General features: G+C 62.8%; 16 protein-coding genes and 3 pseudogenes. 4 read left to right on the top strand and 15 right to left on the bottom strand.

What is annotated here, in order from left to right:
* Positions 1-51: 51 nt before the first annotated feature.
* The 10 genes and pseudogenes from AC04SF_RS20340 to AC04SF_RS20295 form a co-directional block, all read right to left on the bottom strand.
* Positions 52-312 carry a DUF2312 domain-containing protein gene (locus tag AC04SF_RS20340; RefSeq protein ID WP_027053014.1) on the bottom strand — a complete coding sequence of 87 codons (261 nt, stop codon included), beginning with the start codon at positions 310-312 and terminating at the stop codon, positions 52-54.
* A gap of 160 nt (positions 313-472) precedes the next feature.
* Complete coding sequence (gene pyc / locus AC04SF_RS20335) at positions 473-3,931, bottom strand: pyruvate carboxylase (RefSeq protein WP_488479267.1); 3,459 nt, start codon at positions 3,929-3,931, stop codon at positions 473-475.
* Between the two features lie 291 nt (positions 3,932-4,222).
* Positions 4,223-5,338 (bottom strand): branched-chain amino acid ABC transporter substrate-binding protein, encoded by a 1,116-nt coding sequence (locus AC04SF_RS20330; protein ID WP_096451302.1) that lies wholly within the window; start codon positions 5,336-5,338, stop codon positions 4,223-4,225.
* 137 nt (positions 5,339-5,475) lie between these two features.
* Positions 5,476-5,823: a DUF6867 family protein gene (locus AC04SF_RS20325; RefSeq protein WP_488479266.1), complete on the bottom strand. Its 348-nt coding sequence runs from the start codon at positions 5,821-5,823 to the stop codon at positions 5,476-5,478.
* A gap of 17 nt (positions 5,824-5,840) precedes the next feature.
* Entirely contained in the window at positions 5,841-6,569 is a 729-nt protein-coding gene (locus tag AC04SF_RS20320) for an ABC transporter ATP-binding protein (RefSeq protein WP_096451304.1), read from the bottom strand.
* 17 nt (positions 6,570-6,586) lie between these two features.
* Positions 6,587-7,672 (bottom strand): annotated as a pseudogene (locus AC04SF_RS20315) (ABC transporter ATP-binding protein); the annotation flags it as partial.
* Positions 7,672-8,796, bottom strand: a pseudogene (gene livM, locus AC04SF_RS20310) (high-affinity branched-chain amino acid ABC transporter permease LivM); the annotation flags it as partial. The pseudogenes AC04SF_RS20315 and livM, both read right to left, overlap by 1 nt.
* Positions 8,797-8,940: 144 nt before the next feature.
* Positions 8,941-9,267 (bottom strand): annotated as a pseudogene (locus AC04SF_RS20305) (DUF3382 domain-containing protein); the annotation flags it as partial.
* A 4-nt stretch (positions 9,268-9,271) separates the two neighbouring features.
* The gene (locus AC04SF_RS20300; protein ID WP_096451310.1) at positions 9,272-10,174 is read right to left on the bottom strand and encodes a branched-chain amino acid ABC transporter permease; all 903 of its coding nucleotides are present in this window, start codon (positions 10,172-10,174) and stop codon (positions 9,272-9,274) included.
* Positions 10,175-10,619: 445 nt separating this feature from the next.
* Positions 10,620-11,006 (bottom strand): ectoine synthase, encoded by a 387-nt coding sequence (locus AC04SF_RS20295; protein ID WP_488479265.1) that lies wholly within the window; start codon positions 11,004-11,006, stop codon positions 10,620-10,622.
* Between the two features lie 133 nt (positions 11,007-11,139).
* Between AC04SF_RS20295 and AC04SF_RS20290 the strand changes: the two genes are divergently transcribed.
* Positions 11,140-12,045, top strand: a complete 906-nt coding sequence (locus tag AC04SF_RS20290) for a LysR substrate-binding domain-containing protein (RefSeq protein ID WP_488479264.1) — start codon at positions 11,140-11,142, stop codon at positions 12,043-12,045.
* On the opposite strand, the gene AC04SF_RS20285 is transcribed toward AC04SF_RS20290, so the two are convergent.
* From AC04SF_RS20285 to AC04SF_RS20275, 3 genes are read right to left on the bottom strand one after another with little or no spacing between them, the layout of a single operon-like run.
* Positions 12,038-13,039 (bottom strand): 4-hydroxyproline epimerase, encoded by a 1,002-nt coding sequence (locus AC04SF_RS20285; protein WP_488479263.1) that lies wholly within the window; start codon positions 13,037-13,039, stop codon positions 12,038-12,040. The two genes, AC04SF_RS20290 and AC04SF_RS20285, sit on opposite strands and share 8 nt — an antisense overlap.
* Positions 13,040-13,055: 16 nt before the next feature.
* Positions 13,056-14,369, bottom strand: a complete 1,314-nt coding sequence (locus AC04SF_RS20280) for an NAD(P)/FAD-dependent oxidoreductase (RefSeq protein ID WP_488479262.1) — start codon at positions 14,367-14,369, stop codon at positions 13,056-13,058.
* A gap of 14 nt (positions 14,370-14,383) precedes the next feature.
* Complete coding sequence (locus tag AC04SF_RS20275) at positions 14,384-15,319, bottom strand: dihydrodipicolinate synthase family protein (protein ID WP_202352354.1); 936 nt, start codon at positions 15,317-15,319, stop codon at positions 14,384-14,386.
* A gap of 70 nt (positions 15,320-15,389) precedes the next feature.
* Here AC04SF_RS20275 and AC04SF_RS20270 point away from each other — a divergent pair, with 70 nt between their 5' ends.
* A complete protein-coding gene (locus AC04SF_RS20270) occupies positions 15,390-16,094 on the top strand; it encodes a GntR family transcriptional regulator (RefSeq protein WP_488479261.1) in 705 nt (234 codons plus the stop codon).
* Positions 16,095-16,102: 8 nt separating this feature from the next.
* On the opposite strand, the gene AC04SF_RS20265 is transcribed toward AC04SF_RS20270, so the two are convergent.
* Together AC04SF_RS20265 and AC04SF_RS20260 are read right to left on the bottom strand one after the other, a co-directional pair.
* On the bottom strand, positions 16,103-16,414 hold the full coding sequence (locus AC04SF_RS20265; protein WP_202352352.1) for a hypothetical protein: 312 nt from the start codon (positions 16,412-16,414) through the stop codon (positions 16,103-16,105).
* Positions 16,415-16,643: 229 nt separating this feature from the next.
* Positions 16,644-17,021, bottom strand: coding sequence for a winged helix-turn-helix transcriptional regulator (locus AC04SF_RS20260; RefSeq protein WP_096451320.1), 378 nt, complete (start codon positions 17,019-17,021; stop codon positions 16,644-16,646).
* Between the two features lie 83 nt (positions 17,022-17,104).
* On the opposite strand from AC04SF_RS20260, the gene AC04SF_RS20255 reads away from it, so the two are divergent.
* Together AC04SF_RS20255 and AC04SF_RS20250 are read left to right on the top strand one after the other, a co-directional pair.
* Complete coding sequence (locus AC04SF_RS20255; protein WP_488479260.1) at positions 17,105-17,434, top strand: nuclear transport factor 2 family protein; 330 nt, start codon at positions 17,105-17,107, stop codon at positions 17,432-17,434.
* Positions 17,431-18,231 carry an SDR family oxidoreductase gene (locus AC04SF_RS20250; protein WP_488479259.1) on the top strand — a complete coding sequence of 267 codons (801 nt, stop codon included), beginning with the start codon at positions 17,431-17,433 and terminating at the stop codon, positions 18,229-18,231. Before AC04SF_RS20255 ends, AC04SF_RS20250 begins: the two co-directional genes overlap by 4 nt.
* Positions 18,232-18,255: the final 24 nt, after the last annotated feature.

Here is an 18,255-nt window from a genome sequence, read left to right as displayed (position 1 = left end):
CAAGAGATAGAGCAGTTCACCGTTTCCGTGAAACGGAGAACTGCTCTGGTCTTATTCCATTCCAAGCGCGGCCATGTACAGATCGAGGATGGCGTCCTCTTCCTGGCGCTCGGCCTGGTCCTTCTTGCGCAGCCGGATGATGGTGCGTATCGCCTTGGTGTCGAAGCCGGTGCCCTTGGCCTCGGCGAACACTTCCTTGATGTCGTCGGCGATCGTCTTCTTCTCTTCCTCGAGCCGCTCGATGCGCTCGATGAGGGCACGCAGCTGGCCGGCGGCAACAGTCTGGCTGGTCTCGGTGATATCGTCGGCCATGCTTTTCTCCAAAAAAGGTTCCGCGCCGCGACTCGGGGAGAGACGGCGGCAAATTCGAGCCGGTTCGATGCCCGACCGGCGGCGGCGGGTCAAGCTGTTATCGAACAGCTCACCAGGGCTGCCGACAGAAGCCGACAGCCCGCCCGTTCTTTGCGGACGCTTAAGCGAACGCGATCAACAGATCCTTGGCATCGATCTGGTCGCCGGCCTTGACCAGCACCTCGGCGACGGTGCCGTCGCGCTCGGCATGCAGCGCCGTCTCCATCTTCATCGCTTCGATGGAGAGAAGCACGTCACCAGCCTTCACCGCCTGGCCGGCGGCGACCGAAAGTGCCGAGACCACGCCTGGCATCGGCGCGCCGACATGCGCCTCGTTGCCCGGCTCGGCCTTGCGCCGCGCCTTGGCGGCGGAGGCGCCATGCGCCCGGTCCGGCACCTTGACGCGCCGCGGCTGGCCGTTGAGCTCGAAGAACACGGTGACCATGCCCTTGTCGTCGACATCGCCGATGGCAAGGCAGCGTACCACCAGCGTCTTGCCCTTCTCGATGTCGACGAAGATCTCGTCTTCGGACTTCATGCCGTAGAAATAGGTCGGCGTCGGCAGGACGCTGACCGGGCCGTAGGTCTCCTGCGCGCCGGCGAAGTCGGTGAACACCTTCGGATACATCAGCCACGAGGCGAACTCGTATTCCGAGAGCTTGCGCTCGAGCTTCTCCTCGATCTCCTTGCGGCTTGCCTTGAGATCGGCCGGCTTCAAGAGCGAACCGGGCCGTGCCGTGATCGGCTTGTCGCCCTTCAGCGCCTTCTTCTGCAGCGCCGCCGGCCAGCCGCCGGGCGACTGGCCGAGATCGCCGCGAAGCATCGAGACGACCGAGTCCGGGAAGGCGATGTCCCTGGCCGGGTTCTCGACATCGGCGACGGTCAGATCCTGGCTCACCATCATCAACGCCATGTCGCCGACGACCTTGGACGACGGCGTCACCTTGACGATGTCGCCGAACATCAGATTGACATCGTGATAGGTCTGCGCGACCTCGTGCCAGCGTGTCTCCAGCCCGAGCGAGCGCGCCTGTTCCTTGAGGTTGGTGAACTGCCCACCTGGCATTTCGTGCAGATAGACTTCCGAGGCCGGCCCCTTGAGGTCGCTTTCGAAGGCGGCGTACTGGTTGCGCACCGCTTCCCAGTAGAACGAGATTTTGCGGATCCATTGCGGGTCGAGGCCCGGGTCGCGCTCGGTGCCCTTCAGCGCCTCGACGATCGAGCCCAGGCAAGGCTGCGACGTGTTGCCGGAAAAGGCATCCATCGCCGCGTCGATGGCGTCGACGCCGCTCTCCACCGCCGCCAGCACGGTCGCCGCCGACAGGCCCGACGTGTCGTGGGTGTGGAAATGGATCGGCAGGTCGGTCGCCTCGCGCAGCGCCTTGAACAGCACGCGGGCCGCTGCCGGCTTCAAGAGGCCGGCCATGTCCTTCACCGCGATGATATGGGCACCGGCGGCCTGCAATTCGCCGGCCAGCCCGACATAATATTTCAGGTCGTACTTGGCCCGCGCCGGATCGAGAATGTCGCCGGTGTAGCACATCGCCGCCTCACACAGCTTGCCTTCGGCACCGACCGCGTCCATGGCGACGCGCATGTTCTCGACCCAGTTCAGGCAGTCGAAGACGCGGAACAGATCGATGCCCCCGGCAGCCGCCTGCTTGACGAAATGCTGCACGACATTGTCGGGATAATTGGTGTAGCCGACGCCGTTGGCGCCGCGCAGCAGCATCTGCAGCAACAGATTGGGCGCCGCCTCCCGCACTTTGCTCAGCCGCTCCCACGGATCCTCGGTGAGGAAGCGCATGGCGACGTCGAACGTCGCGCCACCCCAGCATTCCAGCGACAGAAGCTGCGGCAGGGCGCGCGCATAGGTGCCGGCGATATTGGCGATGTCGTGCGTGCGCATGCGCGTAGCGAGCAGCGACTGGTGGCCGTCGCGCATCGTCGTGTCGGTGACCAGAACTTCCTTCTGCTCGCGCATCCAGCCGGCGAATTTTTCCGGGCCGAGCACATCGAGCTTCTGCTTGCTGCCGCCGGGCACGTTGCCGTTGAGGTAGGGCACCACGGGTGCGGCCGCATCGGCCTTCGGCATCGGCCGGCCGCGCGTCTCGGGATGGCCGTTGACGCTGACATCGGCCAGATAGTTGATGAGCTTGGTCGCGCGGTCCTGCCGCTTGACCTGCTGGAACAGCTCCGGCGTCGTGTCGATGAACTTGGTCGTGTAGGAATTGTCGGCGAAGCTCGGGTGGTTGATGATCGCTTCGAGGAAGGTCAGGTTGGTGGCGACGCCGCGGATGCGGAATTCGCGCAGCGCGCGGTTCATGCGGGCGATCGTCTCTGCCGGCGTCGGCGCCCAAGCCGTCACCTTCTCCAGCAGCGGATCGTAGAAGCGGGTGATGACCGCGCCGGAATAGGCGGTACCGCCATCCAGCCGGATGCCGAAGCCGGTGGCGCCGCGATAGGCGGTGATGCGGCCGTAATCCGGAATGAAATTGTGCTCGGGGTCCTCGGTGGTGATGCGGCACTGCAAGGCATGGCCGTTCAGCCTGATGTCCTTCTGCGCCGGCACGCCCGATTGCGCTGTGCCGATGGCGAAGCCGTCGAGGATGTGGATCTGCGCCTTGACGATATCGATGCCGGTCACCTGCTCGGTGACGGTATGCTCGACCTGGATGCGCGGATTGACCTCGATGAAATAGAATTTCCCGGTATCGGCGTCCTGCAGGAACTCGACCGTGCCGGCGCCGATATAGCTGGTCTCGCGCGCGATCTTCAGCGCGTAGCCGCAAAGCTCCTCGCGCTGCGACATTTCGAGATAGGGTGCGGGCGCCCGTTCGACGACCTTCTGGTTGCGGCGCTGGATCGAGCAGTCGCGCTCGAACAGGTGCACGACATTGCCGTGGGTATCGCCGAGCACCTGCACCTCGACGTGGCGGGCGCGCTCTATCAGCTTTTCGAGATAGACCTCGTCCTTGCCGAAGGCGGCCTTCGCCTCGCGCTTGCCTTCCGTGACTTCCCGGGCGAGATCGGCCTCGGCGCGGATGGCGCGCATGCCGCGCCCGCCGCCGCCCCACGAAGCCTTCAACATCACCGGATAGCCGATCTCCTTGGCCAGTTTCTTGACCACCTCCATATCATCCGGCAACGGATCGGTGGCGGGGATGACCGGCACGCCGACCTCGATGGCGAGGTTGCGCGCCGCGACCTTGTTGCCGAGGCGTCGCATCGTGTCCGGCTTCGGGCCGATGAAGGTGATGCCGGCCTGCGCGCAGGCTTCGGCGAATTCGGGGCTTTCCGACAGAAGGCCGTAGCCGGGGTGGATGGCATCGGCGCCTGAAAGCCTGGCGACGCGGATCACCTCCTCGATCGACAGATAACTCTCGATCGGCCCCATGTCCTTGTTCAGGTGCGGCCCGCGCCCGACCTGGTAGCTCTCATCGGCCTTGAAGCGGTGCAACGAATATTTGTCTTCCTCGGCCCAGATCGCCACGGTTTTGAGGCCCAGCTCGTTGGCCGCGCGAAAGACGCGGATGGCGATTTCTGACCGGTTGGCGACGAGGATCTTCGTGATGGCCAAGGACTGGGCTCCAGCAGCGGAAGGGACGGGAAATCGGTGCAATGATTAGCGTGAAAATGCTGCAGTGCAAACAAAATCAACGCTGATTTAAACCGATTTAAATCAATTATCCGGCCAACACTCGCACGCCCCGGCCCGAACGGACGGAACAAGGACGACAATTTCGATCCTGGATGCGATCTCTTCCGCCTGGAAAAGCGGCAAGGATGGTCATCGGCCGCCGCAGAGTGCCAAAGAAAATGCCCGGCGCAACGCGCCGGGCATCATCGATATCAGACCTGCCTGAGCAGCTTATTTCGGGAACCAGGAATACTTTCCGTCGTCCTTCTTCTTCCACTCGTACATGATGTAGCCCGGCAGCTTCGGGTCGCCCTTGGCGTCATAGGCGAGATCGCCCAGAACGGTCGGGAACGGGCCGCTTTCATGCATCACCTTGGCAACGGCCTGCGGGTCGTTCGACTTGGCGGCAGCGGCCGCCTCGGCGACCACCTGCACGGCGGCGTAGGCGTAGAGCGTGTAGGCTTCCGGCTCGAAGCCCTGCGCACGGAACTTCTCGACGAGTTCCTTGTTGGCCGGGATCAGGCGCGGATCGGGTCCGAACGTGTTGAGCGTGCCGGCGACGGCGTCGCCCGCGATCGCGGCGAGTTCGTCCGTCACGATGCCGTCACCCGACATCATCGGTGCCTTGAGGCCCTGGTCCGCCGACTGGCGGATGATGAGGCCGGCTTCGGTATGCAGGCCGCCCCAGTAGATCAGGGTGACGCCGGCTTCCTTCATCTTGGCGATGAGCGCCGAGAAGTCCTTGTCGCCGACATTGACGCCTTCATACATCACTTCCTTGACGCCGGCTGCATTCATCGCCTTCTTGGTTTCATCAGCGAGGCCCTGGCCATAAGGGGTCTTGTCGTGCACGACGGCGACCTTGGCATCCTTGAAGTTCGCGGCGATGTAGGCGCCGGCGATGGCCCCCTGCTGATCGTCACGTCCGCAGGTGCGGAACACGTTCCACAGGCCACGCTCGGTGAACTTCGGGTTGGTCGCGGCCGGGGTGATTTCGACGATGTTGTTTTCGGCGTAGACTTCCGAGGCCGGGATCGAGACGCCCGAGTTGAAGTGGCCGATCACGAACTTGACGCCGTCGCCGACGAACTTGTTGGCGACCGAGATACCTTGCTTCGGATCGGAGACGTCGTCGCCGACTTCGAGCTTGATCTGCTCGCCGTTGATGCCGCCCTTGGCGTTGATCTCGGCGACCGCCGCCTCCGCGCCCTTCTGCAGCTGTGCGCCGAAGGCCGCGTTCGGACCGGTGATCGGACCGGCAACGCCGAACATTACATCAGCCCACGCGTTGCCACCGAACGCGACCAGCGCGGTCAGGGCGACGGCGGACAAAAGTGTCTTTTTCATTTAAACGCTCCCATTAACGGAGTGGGCGTGGATGAAGCTTTCATGCGATGCCCACCCTTATCGCAGAAAGCATAGTTTGCCGATTTTCAGGCACTTGTCACGCCGATTCATCCATGACGCGGCGTTAATGATGAACGTCAACCTTTCGGTTTCCAGCTCAAGATTGAAGCTCTTTCGTAGAGCCAATTATACTGTGTGACCATCTGGTTTGTTCGTGTGTATTGATAGCCGACGAAGCCCAATATCATCAGCACGATGGTGTCGACGATATAGTAGTGCAGCGAGAACATCGTGCCGCCGAACAGCGCATGATGGATGAAGCGGATGCCGATGCCGAGACCCAGCAGATAGGCGAACAGCTGGATGAAGGAGCGCCATGTCTGGGCGCTGGCCTTGCCGGTCATCCAGGCCGCCCAGCCGCCGAGCAGGCAGGTGACGAAGAAGAACTGCCAGATTGACGGTTCCTCGTAGAGAATGCCTTGCATGGTAAGGACTCCTGAACTCAGTGATGTCCGCCTTCGAGATAGGCGGCGCGCACTTCGGGATTGGCGAGCAGTTCCTTGCCGGTGCCGCTCATCGTCACATTGCCGTTGACCATGACGTAGCCGCGCGTCGCGAGCTTCAGCGCTCCGAACGCGTTCTGCTCGACCAGGAACACGGTCAGCCCTTGCGTGCGGTTCAACTCGCGGATGGCGTCGAAGATCTGCTTGACGATCAGCGGCGCCAGCCCCAGCGACGGCTCGTCGAGCAGCAGCAGTTTCGGTCGCGCCATCAGCGCGCGTCCGATCGACAGCATCTGCTGCTCGCCGCCCGACAGCGTGCCGCCGCGCTGGGCGATACGCTCCTTGAGCCGCGGGAACAGCGTGAACACCTTCTCGACGTCCTCGTCATAGTGCTTGAGGTTGTCGAGGCTGGCGCCCATCTGCAGGTTTTCCATCACCGTCATGCGCGGGAAGATGCGGCGACCTTCCGGCGATTGGGCGATGCGCATGCGTGCGATCTCATGCGTCGGCAACTGGGTGATGTCGGTGCCGGCGAAGGTGATTGTACCGGTGCGGGCACGCGGGGCCCCGAAAATGGTCATCATCAGCGTCGATTTGCCGGCGCCGTTGGCGCCGATCAGCGCGACGATCTCGCCCTCCTTGACGGAGACATCGACGCCGTTCAGCGCCCGGATATTGCCATAGTAGGTCTCCACGCCCTTGATATCGAGCAGCGTTGTCCCGGCCATTATTTACGCCCTCCACGCGGCTTGGCTGTCGAGGCTTTTCCGGTCGGCTTGGCCGTGGCCCGCTCGGACGGCTTTCTTGGCAGATTGGCCTTTGCATCGACCTGCGCCGCCTTCGAGGCACCCTTCGACACCGTGACGCGCTCGCCCTCGCTGTGGCCTACGGTGTCGCTCACCGGTCCGGCCAGGTATGAAGACGATGTCCCCGGGCCATGCGCGGCATCCGGACCTATGTCGAGCTGCTCGATGACGTCCTCGTCACCGACCTCGGTCAGCACAGTCTCGACCTCCTCGTCGTCGACGCCGAGATAGGCCGCGATGACGCGTGGATCGGTGCGCACCGATTGCGGATTGCCGTCGGAGATCTTGCGGCCATATTCCAGCACCACGACATGGTCGGAAATCTGCATGACCACCGACATGTCGTGCTCGATCAGAAGAATCGAGGTGCCGGTGTTTTTCTTGATGTCGATCAAGAGCTCGTTGAGCGCCGCCGATTCCTTCGGGTTGAGGCCGGCTGCCGGCTCGTCGAGACACAAAAGCTCCGGACCCGTGCACATGGCACGCGCGATCTCGAGGCGCCGCTGTGCGCCATAGGGCAGATCGCCGGCCGGATCGTCGGCGCGATCGACGAGATCGGCCTTCTCAAGCCAATGCTTGGCCAGGTCCATCGACTCGGCTGATGCCTTGCGGTAGCCGCTGAAGCCGAACAGGCCAAGCACCGTATAGCCCGATGCCTTCATCAGCTTGTTATGCTGGGCAACCAGAAGGTTCTCCAACAGCGTCATGCCCGAGAACAGGCGGATGTTTTGGAAGGTGCGCGCCACCTTGGCGCGCGCCGGGATCTCATGATTGGGCAACCGCTCCAGCAGATAGCTTGAGCCGTCGGCCCGGTTGAGCGTGATCATGCCTTCGGACGGCTTGTAGAAGCCGGTGATGCAGTTGAACACTGTGGTCTTGCCGGCGCCGTTGGGGCCGATCAGCGCCGTGATCTCGCCGCGTCTGGCGGTGAAGGAGAGGTCGCCGATGGCGATCAGGCCACCGAACTTCATCGACAGATGTTCGACCTGCAGGATGGCGTCGTTCATTTGCGTGGTCGCATTCATCAGCCGTGGCCCTCCTTGGTGAAGGAGCTTGAGACAGCCCTTCGCTCCTTGAGGAAGGCGGTCGGTTCACGACTGCCGACGAAGCCGCGCGGCTTCCACAGCATGACGATGACCATGGCCATGCCGAACAGAAGCATGCGGTAGAGTTCAGGGGTGAAGTCCGGCCCGAAGATCTGCTTGAGGAAGTCGAGTTCGCGCAGCGCCTCGGTGCCGCCGATCATCACCATCGCGGCAACCGCAATACCAACCAGCGAGCCCATGCCGCCGAGAACGACGATGGCAAGGATGATGGCCGATTCCAGGAAGACGAACGATTCGGGACTGACGAAGCCTTGCCGGGCCGCGAAGAACGAGCCGGCGAAACCACCGAACATGGCACCGGTGGCGAACGCCGTCAGCTTGGTCGTGGTGGTGTTGATGCCGAGCGAGCGGCAGGCGATCTCGTCCTCACGCAAGGCTTCCCAGGCGCGGCCGACCGGCAGACGGCGCAGCCTGATGGTGACGAAGGCTGTAAGCAGGCACAGGCCCAGGATCAGATAGTAGAGGAAGATCTTGTAGTAGGCGCTCGAGGTCGCAATGTGCAGAACCTTGGCAATGTAGTTGGGGTCCGACACGTTGAAGGTCATCAGGCCGAAGAAGGAAACCTTGGGAATGCCGGAGATACCGGCCGACCCGTTGGTGACCTCGCGCCAGTTGATCAGCACCAGGCGGATGATCTCGCCGAAGGCGAGCGTCACGATCGCCAGATAATCGCCGCGCAGGCGCAGCACGGGGAAACCGAGCAGCACCCCCCACAGCGCCGCCATGCAGCCCGCGGCCGGCAGCAGGATCCAGAACGACAGGCCGAATTGCGTGGCGAGAAGCGCATAGGCATAGGCGCCAAGCGCATAAAAGGCGACGTAGCCGAGGTCGAGCAGGCCGGCAAGGCCAACGACGATGTTCAGTCCCCAGGCCAGCATCACATAGATCAGGATCTGGATGCCGAAATTGTCGACCCATTTCAGCGAGCCCTGCAGCCCTCCAGCAATCGACCAGGCGTTCAGCGACAGCACCGCGACCACGAGGATCGGGTACAGCACCAGCGCCGTGATGCCCAATTTGGTGAAGTTGGCGTGAATGAAGGCGCGGAAGTAGTAGATCACGCAAGCCAGCACATAGATGACCGCCAGGGCGCGCAGGAATTGCAGATAGCCGGCCGGTTCTGCCCCCACCCATCCGGCGAGGGAGCTATTCAACGCGAACAGCAGCACCACCGCGACGACAGCCACGATGAACGCAGGCAACTGAAAGAACCGTGACCCCACGCTGGCCGGCAACAGACCGGTGGCGACGTTGGCGATCTTTTGATTGGCCATGAAGGGCTGGCCATAGGCGACATAGAGGAAACGGCCGACGGCCGTGGCGATCACCACGGCGGCGAGCAAGCCCCAGCGCTGAGTCAGGACCAGTTCATTGGACATGTTCTGACCGGTCTTCAGCCCGATGAACAGCACGAACAGGCCAAGCGCAATGGCGCCGGCATAGAACGCTTCCTTGACAGCGCGTTGGATGGGGGTGGCGACGATGTCGCGCTCCGGAGATATGGTAACGGCCATGATCTCAGACCTTTTCGACTTCAGGCCGGCCCAGAATGCCGGAAGGCAGGAAGATCAGCACGATGGCCAGGATCGAGAACGCCGCGACGTCCTTGTAGTCGATCGAGAAATAGGCCGACCACATGCTCTCGATGAAGCCGATCAGCAGCCCGCCGAGCACGGCGCCCGGCAATGAGCCGATGCCGCCAAGCACCGCCGCGGTGAATGCCTTCACACCCGGCACAAAACCGTCGGAGAAAGCCACCACGCCATAGTACATCAGGAACAACGTGCCGGCGACGGCGGCAAGCGAGGCACCCATGATGAAGGTGATCGAGATGGTGCGGTCGACGTCGACGCCGAGCAGTGCGGCCATCTTGCGGTCCTGTTCGCAGGCGCGTTGCGCCCGGCCTAGCGAGGTTCTGTTGACCAGATACCAGAACAGCACCAGGAGCAGCGCGGTGACGATGACGATGATGATCTGCTTCAGCGACACGCTGACGCCGTCGATGTTGTAGACTTGGCTGACCATCGGCGGGATCGGCTTGTTGCGCGGGCCCTGCGTCACCTGGACGAAGTTCGACAGCGCGATCGACATGCCGATGGCGGTGATCAGTGGCGCCAGCCGGAACGAACCGCGCAGCGGCCGGTAAGCCACCTTTTCGATCGTCCAGTTGTAGAGGCTGGTGAGCAGCATCGCCACGATCATCATGACCAGCAGCGCGATGACCACGGGCACCGAATAGAACATCGCGCCGAGGATGAGGAAGACGATCAGCGCCGTGAAGGCGCCCACCATGAAAATGTCGCCATGGGCGAAGTTGATCATGCCGATGATGCCGTAGACCATCGTGTAGCCGATCGCGATCAGCCCATAGATCGATCCCAGCGTCAGCCCATTGATAAGCTGCTGGACAAAGTACTGCATGTGTACATGGCTCCCCTGGAATGTCGCCCATGCAGACGCATTCCTTTTCGTATTTCCCCTAGTCGTAAAGTTTCGAGCCCGGATTGCAACGTGATTTTTTTGACTGCCCCGCGTGTTTCTGATTCACGTCGTTTCGACCGCCCGTTTTTTGCACCCGACCCCTGGACTACCGCGGACCCTATCATTGGCATAACGCAATGTCTTTGACGATTCGGCCGCATCATGCGCCCCGTTTCGAAGAAATCGCCGTCAAAATTAGGTGATAAGAAGAATCGTTGCGTTCCTGACACGGTTCGTTTTTTCGCCACACTCCTTTCCCCAAGGTCAGGATTCCTCCTGGCTGGCCTCAAAGCCATGCTCGAATGGATCGCGGTCGCCCGCGAGCATCACATTCAAGCGACTGCGCCTGTCTGGCTGCCGATCGAGGAAATTGCCCTACTCCCGATCAGTACGCCGATCCCCCGTCTTCGCTCAGCGCATGCCGCTCCGTGCCCTGAAGGGGAGGATTGAAGACACTCACCAGGATCATATCGCCGGAGGCGTCGGCACGCAGATAGTGGTCGTCATGTTCGTCGAGCACATAGATCGTGCCCGGCTCGATGCGATGCACCGCACCGGACATGTCTTCGACCTCACCAGCGCCGGCGATGCAGTAGCAGGCCTCGAAATGCCTGCGATACTGGAGGCGCGATTCGCTGCCGGCGCGCACGACAGTGTGGCAGACGGTGAAGCCCATGCCGTCCCGCTGTGTCAGCAGGCGGTGGCTGGTGCCATTGCCCCAATCCACGAAGCAGTCAGATTTTTCTACATCAGCCAATTGTCTGGTGAACATGTTTTCTTTCCCTGCAGATCGTGGCCCGAGCCAGGAATGCCAATAGGGCCGCTGGAACGGATGCAGGAGTGCCGCAACGTGCGCGGACATTCAAATGATTGCTTCTCACCTGATGTGTTAGTAAATTTTACAGATGGACTATATCCCACTGAATGCCATCCGCGCCTTTGAGGCCGCCGCCCGTCGCTTGAGCTTTTCGGCGGCGGCCGAAGAGCTTCACGTCACCCATCCGGCCATCAGCCACCAGATAAGGCGGCTCGAAGAGTGGCTGGGCACGCCTCTGTTCCACCGGGACGCACGCAAGGTACGGCTGACGGATGCCGGCGTGATCCTGCAGGCGTCGGCGAGCGGAGCCCTTGCCGAGCTTGGGGCCACATGCCGGCGCATCCGCCGCAATGCGGGGTCGGCGACACTATCCGTCGGCTGCATACCGTCCATCGCCAGCCGCTGGCTGGTTCCCCGCCTGCCGGACTTCACCGCCAGCCATCCCGATATCGGCATGCGGGTCGCTTATGCCAAGGCCGAGGACAGGCTTGGAGATGGTGAGAACGATGTGCTGATCACGCTCGGAGCCGATCCGACGCCTGGCGTCACCAGCCTCAAGCTGTTTTCACGCCTCAACCGGCCGGTGTGCAGTCCGCATTACCTGGCTGGCAGGCAGCATCTGCGGACAGCTTCGGATATCGCTGCCGCCGATCTTTTGCATGACGAAAACCGGCAGGGCTGGCGCGAATGGTTCTCCGAGGCCGGACTTCCCAATGTCGATGTCGGCAACGGACCCGTCTTCGCCGACTTCAACATTCTTGCGACTGCGGTCATTGCCGGCCACGGCGTGGCGCTTTGTCCGGTCGACGTCTTTCGCGACGAACTGAAGCGCGGCGACTTGGTGGTTCTGTCTGATGTCTCGACCAACCGCGACAAGAGCTATTTTCTGACGATGTCGGTGGATGCCTCATCAGCCGCGCTCACCTTCGCCGACTGGTTCCGCCGGGCAGTCTCGGTCGATGCTGATGATCAGCGATCCGCTGGTATCACTTGACCACGAAACCATGCGCGAACGGATCGCGGTCGTCGATGAAGATCGTATTCAGTCCGGTCATGCGCGCCCAGCCGCCGATCGAGGGAATGATCGCCGGCTTGCCCGCCACCGTGACCTCCTTTTCGACCTTGCCCTTGAACAGCGAACCGATGATCGATTCATGCACGAAGGCGTCGCCGGCCTTGAGCTTGCCCTTGGCATGAAGCTGCGCCATGCGCGCCGAAGTGCCGGTGCCGCACGGTGAGCGGTCGATGGCCTTGTCGCCGTAGAAGACGGCATTGCGGGCGTCGGCCCCTTCCACCGTCGGCTTGCCGGTCCACAGCATATGCGACAGCTTGTTGATGCCGGGGTTTTCCGGATGCACGAAAGTGTATTTCTCGTTGAGCCGCTGCCGCACCACCGGGCTCCAGGCGATGAGGTCGCCGGCGGAATGGTCCGCCATGTCGCGATAGTTCTTCTGCGGCTCGACGATGGCGTAGAAATTGCCGCCATAGGCGACATCGACGCTGATCTCGCCGAGCCCGGGGCATTCGACCGTCAGACCTTCGGCATAGAGGAACGACGGCACGTTGGTGATGCGCACCTCCTCGACATACTCGCCGACCTGTTTGTATTCGGCGATGACCAGGCCGGCCGGCGTGTCGAGCCTCAGTACGCCCGGCGTCTTCGGCTTGATCAGCCCATGCTCGATGGCCATCGTCACCGTGCCGATGGTGCCGTGGCCGCACATCGGCAGGCAGCCCGAGGTTTCGATGAACAGGATGGCTATGTCGCAATCCTCGCGCGTCGGCGGATAGAGGATCGAACCCGACATCACGTCGTGACCGCGCGGTTCGAACATCAGGCCAGTGCGGATCCAGTCATATTCGGCGAGGAAGTGCGCCCGCCGTTCCATCATCGTCGAGCCCTCGAGCAACGGGCCGCCGCCGGCGACCAGCCGGACCGGATTGCCGCATGTGTGGCCGTCGATGCAGAAGAAGGATTTCCTGGCCATGGCGTTCCTCGAAAATTCAAAACCGTTGTGGACTGAAAGGGGCGAGATCAACAGGCGCAACCTGCCCCAGAATGATTTCCCGGATCAACCGTCCGGTCGCCGCGGCCTGGGTCAGGCCGAGATGGCCATGGCCGAAAGCGTAGACCACCGGCCGGCTTCCCGACGCCTTGCCGATGACAGGTACCGAATCCGGCAGCGAGGGCCGGAACCCCATCCATTCGCGCCCGCCCGAGGGATTGAGTCCAGGCAGGAATTGCTGCGCCTTCCGCAGGAGCGCTTTCGACCTGGCATAGTTGGGCGGCCGCTCGATGCCGCCGAGTTCGACGGCGCCGCCGACGCGCAGGCCCGTTTCGAGCGGCGTGATGACGAAGCCATGGCCGGAGAAGATCAGCTGCCGCTTCACGTCGAAGGCGCTTTTGGGCAGCGTCGTGTTGTAGCCGCGCTCGGTCTCCAGCGGAATGCGGTCGCCAAGCTGCCGTGCCAAAAGGTGCGACCATGCACCAGCGGCGACGACGAGGTGCCTGGCCTGCCTGGTCGTGCCGTCGGCCAGGGTCAGCGTCGCGCCATCCTGGTCCGCCGCGACCCGGCTGATCCTGGCCATTTCAAAGCGGGCGCCCCTGGCCTCGGCGTAGGCCCACACCGCCTTGCCAAGCAATTTCGGATCGGAGACGGTCTTCCAGCCCGGCACGAAGGTGCCCTTGATGAAGCGCGGGGACAGGCCAGGCTGCAAACCGGCCAGGTCCTTACCCTCGACATGGCGGAAGCCGATGCCGAAACGCTCGCGCGCGGCCCAGCCGGACAGCGAGGCGCGGAACTCGGCCTCGCTTTCATAGAGTTCAAGCGAGCCATCCTCGCGCAGCATCGGCCGCGTGCCGGAGCGATCGAGCAGATCCATCCATTCCGCTTCGGCGAGCTTCATCATGCCGGCCTGGGCGGCGAGGCTCGCTTCGTATTTCGCCGGCGCGCCGGCGCGCCAGAAGCGGATCAGCCACGGCAGCAGCTTCGGCAGATAGGCGGGCGGAATGCTGAGCGGACCGAGCGGATCGGCCAGCCATTTCGGCAGGTTCTTGATCATGCCCTTGTGTGCCAGCGGCAGCACGTCCGAGAAGGCGAAGGCGGCGGCGTTGCCGGAGCTCGTCTCCTCGCAGATGCCGGTTCGGTCGAAGACCGTAACGTTCCGCCCTGCCTCGGCAAGGAAGGCCGCCGCGCAGATGCCGATGATGCCGCCGCCGATGATGGCGATGTCCTCGCCTTCCCCATGCGAACGGGGAGAAGGTGCCCCAGTGGCGGAGCGTCGCTCCTGTTCCGGGGATTTGGAATTTCCTGGCACGTCGGTGCTGTCCCTTACTCGGCTGCCACCAGTTTGTCCGCCGATAGAGGAGACGTCTGGAGCGACGGCAGCTTCGGCCGCACCGCCAGCGCATCCCGTATGATCTTCTCCACCGCCTTGCGGCGCTCGCCCGACAGCGGCTGGCGCGGCATGCGCACCCGGTCATTGGTACCAATCGCCAGCACTTCGGCAAGCTTGATGTTTTGGACCAGATAGGTCGAGACATCGAGGTCGAGCAGCGGCCGGAACCAGCGATAGATGGCGAGTGCCTCCTCGCGGCGCCCCTCTCTCATCAGCTGGTAGATGGCGACGGTCTCGCGTGGGAAGGCGGTGACCAGGCCGGCCACCCAGCCGATGGCGCCGACCGACAGCGCCTCGAAGGCGAGATTGTCGACGCCGGTGAACAGATCGTAGCGGTCGCCAAGCCGGTTGATGATCTCGGTCGAGCGCCTGATGTCGTCGGAGGATTCCTTGATGGCGACGAAGCGCTTGTCCGATGCCAGTTCCTCCATCTGGTCGACGGTAACGTCGACGCGGTAGGCGAGCCGGTTGGAGTAGATCATGACCGGCAGGTCGCCGGCCTCGGCGACCGCGCGCAGAGCCGCCACCGTTTCTTCCGCATTGGTGTGGTAGATCGGGCTCGGCACCACCATCAGGCCATTGGCGCCTTCCTTGGCGGCGCGCCTGGCGATGCTGGCCGCTTCCCGGGTGCCCGCCTCATTGACCGTCAGCAGCACCGGCTTCTTGCCAGCGACTTTCTGCGCCGTCTTCAGCACCTCGATCTTCTCGTCAGGCGATAGCATCGGCCCTTCGCCGAGCGAGCCGCAGACGATGATGCCGTCGCAGCCGGCCTCCATCTGCAGGTTGAAGCAACGCTCCATCTCGGCATGGTCGAGCCGATCGTCGGCAGTGAATTTGGTCGTGACGGCGGGGAAAACTCCGGTCCACATGGCTGTCTCTCCAAGTTGATATATCAGCCGTATATCTATTAAGAGCTGGCCTGTCAACGCTGACTCCATTATGATATATGAAAAATATATCAGGAGCCGGCCATTGATCTCCCCGCTGATATCCATCGAGACGAACGCAACCTTCGAGCCTGCGGCGACGAAGGCCTATCGCATGCTGGAGCACATGATCGTCACGCTGGAACTGGCGCCGTCGAGCTTCGTCACCGAAGGCGCGCTGATCGACAAGCTCGGCCTCGGCCGCACCCCGGTACGCGAGGCGATCCAGCGGCTGGCTTGGGAAGGGCTGCTGGATGTCCGGCCACGCGCCGGCATCGCGATCGCGCCGCTGCATCCCGGCGACTGGCTGCGCGTGCTCGACGCCCGGCGCGGCGTCGAAGTGGTGCTTGCCCGTTCGGCCGCCCGCTTTGTCACCCGCGAGGCCGCCGACCTGTTTCATGAGGCGGCGCTTGCCATGCAGAAGGCGGTCATCTCAGGCAACGTGCTGGCCTTCATCCAGGCCGACAAGGCGCTCGACGAGGCCCTGGCGCTGGCTGCTGACAACCCCTTCGCCGCCCGGTTGGCCGCACCTCTGCAAACCCACAGCCGCCGCTTCTGGTTCCGCTACAAGGCGGATACGGGCCTGGCCGAATCCGCCGAGCATCATGTCGCTCTGATCCGCTCGATCCTCGACGGCGACGAGGAGGGAGCCGCCAAGGATGCCAAGCGGCTGATGGCGCTGCTGCGCGGCCATGCCGAGGTCGCCGCGACGCGCTGATTGAGCAGTCAGATCCCTTGCGTGGTGGTGATGGCGGTATTCTCCCACCCGTCACCGGTTGCGAAAATGCAGCTTCGGCCCTGCACGTCGGTCACCAGCATCGACCAAGTCCCACTTGCCGAAACATAGACCTCGACAATGGCGGCCTGACCAACCACACCGTAGCCGATCTGCTTTTGTTGCAGGGCCTTTGCCAATGCCGCGACGAGGTCACTGTGGCCGCCGCAGATGAATTGCGCCTGCGCCGATAGCGTCGACAGCGCCAGCGCGATGCCGACCGCGGCTATCCTGATCCATCGAAACGAAAATTTGTGTGCCATCTGGCACCTCCTTCGCCTTCGCGTTCCGGCAAAGGGAGGCACATGAGGCAGCCTCAATACACCGAAACACTCCAGGCCGGGTTCGACGTCTTCATCACGTCACTCCTTCTGGTTTCCGGTCTGTCGTCAGGGGAACTTTATCATTCCCTGGAATCGATATGGTGAGGCCCCGATCCGAAAACAAGCGCCATTTCGGAGCTCGGGGCGCGTTGCAGGACGAAGACCCGCGTCAAGCTTCCGCAGGTTCGCGAAGTGCCGCCCATTTCAGCAAGGCATCGAGAGCCGGGCACAGAGCCTGGCCCCAATCGGTCAGGCAGTACTCGACCTTGGGCGGCACTTGGTGGTGCACGATCCGGCGCACGATTCCGTCGGCCTCCATCTGCCGCAGTTGCTGAATCAGCATTTTCTGCGAGATCGCCGGGATCGCCCGTTCGAGGTCGGAAAAGCGCAGCACCTTGCCGCCGAACAGGTGAAACAGGATCACCAGCTTCCAGCGGCCTTCGAGAATGCGCAGCACATTCTCGACGCCGCTCGCTGCCGAAGAAGGCGTCAATGACTCGGGCTTACCTTCAGGTAAGTACCTTACTTTTTCGTCGGTTCTTGTCATTTCACCAGCATATCTCATTTTAGGAACCGGACAAGCGCCGCCGGCCTCGACGGGCGGCGGCAACGCGCATCGGAGACGACAGCATGATCGCAACCCTTCCGCAGCCACTGGCCGATTATTTCGCCGCCAAGAACCGGCATGACATTGACGCCATGCTCATTCCTTTCTCGCCGGACGCCACGGTCAGGGACGAAGGCAGAACCCATCGGGGTCCAGCCGCGATCCGCGGCTGGATGGAGGAGACGACACGCAAATACCGGGTGACCGTCGAGGTCGCCGAGGCGACCGCCAATGGCGATGCATGGCGAATCGCCGGCATCGTGTCGGGGAATTTCCCAGGCAGCACTGCGACGCTCCACTATAACTTCACGCTGGCCGACAACCGGATCGCCCTGCTGGAGATCGGCGCATGACCATCGTCCAGAAATTTGCAATCGACGACCGGGAATTCACCGGCAAGCGCGTTCTGGTTACCGGCGGTACCAAGGGTGCCGGCGAAGCGATCGTGCACAGGCTTTCGGCGGCAGGTGCTGTCGTTCTCACGACCGCCCGCTCGGCGACCGAAGCATGCCAGCCGAAGCTGTTCGTGCAGGCCGATGTGAGTACTTTGGCGGGTACCGAGACGGTGGTCGCGGCCATCATGGAACGGCTTGGCGGCATCGACATCATCGTGCACAGCGTCGGCGGGTCGAAGAGCCCAGGTGGCGGGTTTGCCGGACTGACCGATCAGCTCTGGCAGGACGAGCTCAGCCTCAATCTGCTGGCGGCCGTGCGGCTCGATCGCCTGCTTGTCCCACATATGATCGAGCAAGGCGCAGGCGCGATCGTTCACATATCGTCGATCCAGCGCCGCCTGCCGTTGCACGAATCCACCATCGCCTATGCGGCGGCCAAGGCCGCCCTTTCGACCTACAGCAAGGCGCTGTCCAAGGAGCTCGGCCCCAAAGGCATCCGCGTCAACGCCGTGGCGCCGGGCTGGATCCACACCAGCGCTTCGGAAGCCATGGTGAAGCGACTGGCCTCCCACTCGGGTTCGGATCAGGCAACCGCCCGCCAGAGCATCATGGATGCGCTGGGCGGCATCCCGATCGGCCGGCCGGCATGGCCGCAAGAGGTTGCCGAACTTGTGGCATTCCTCGTCTCGGACCGTGCGGCATCGATCCACGGCGCCGAATACGTCATCGATGGTGGCACGATTCCAACAGTGTGATGCCGCGCAAGAAACAAAGGGCGC

The sequence above is a fragment of the Mesorhizobium sp. CNPSo 4671 genome (genome assembly GCF_057784245.1).
Note: the sequence above shows the minus strand (reverse complement) of the source record. Positions and strands in the feature narration are given on the sequence as shown.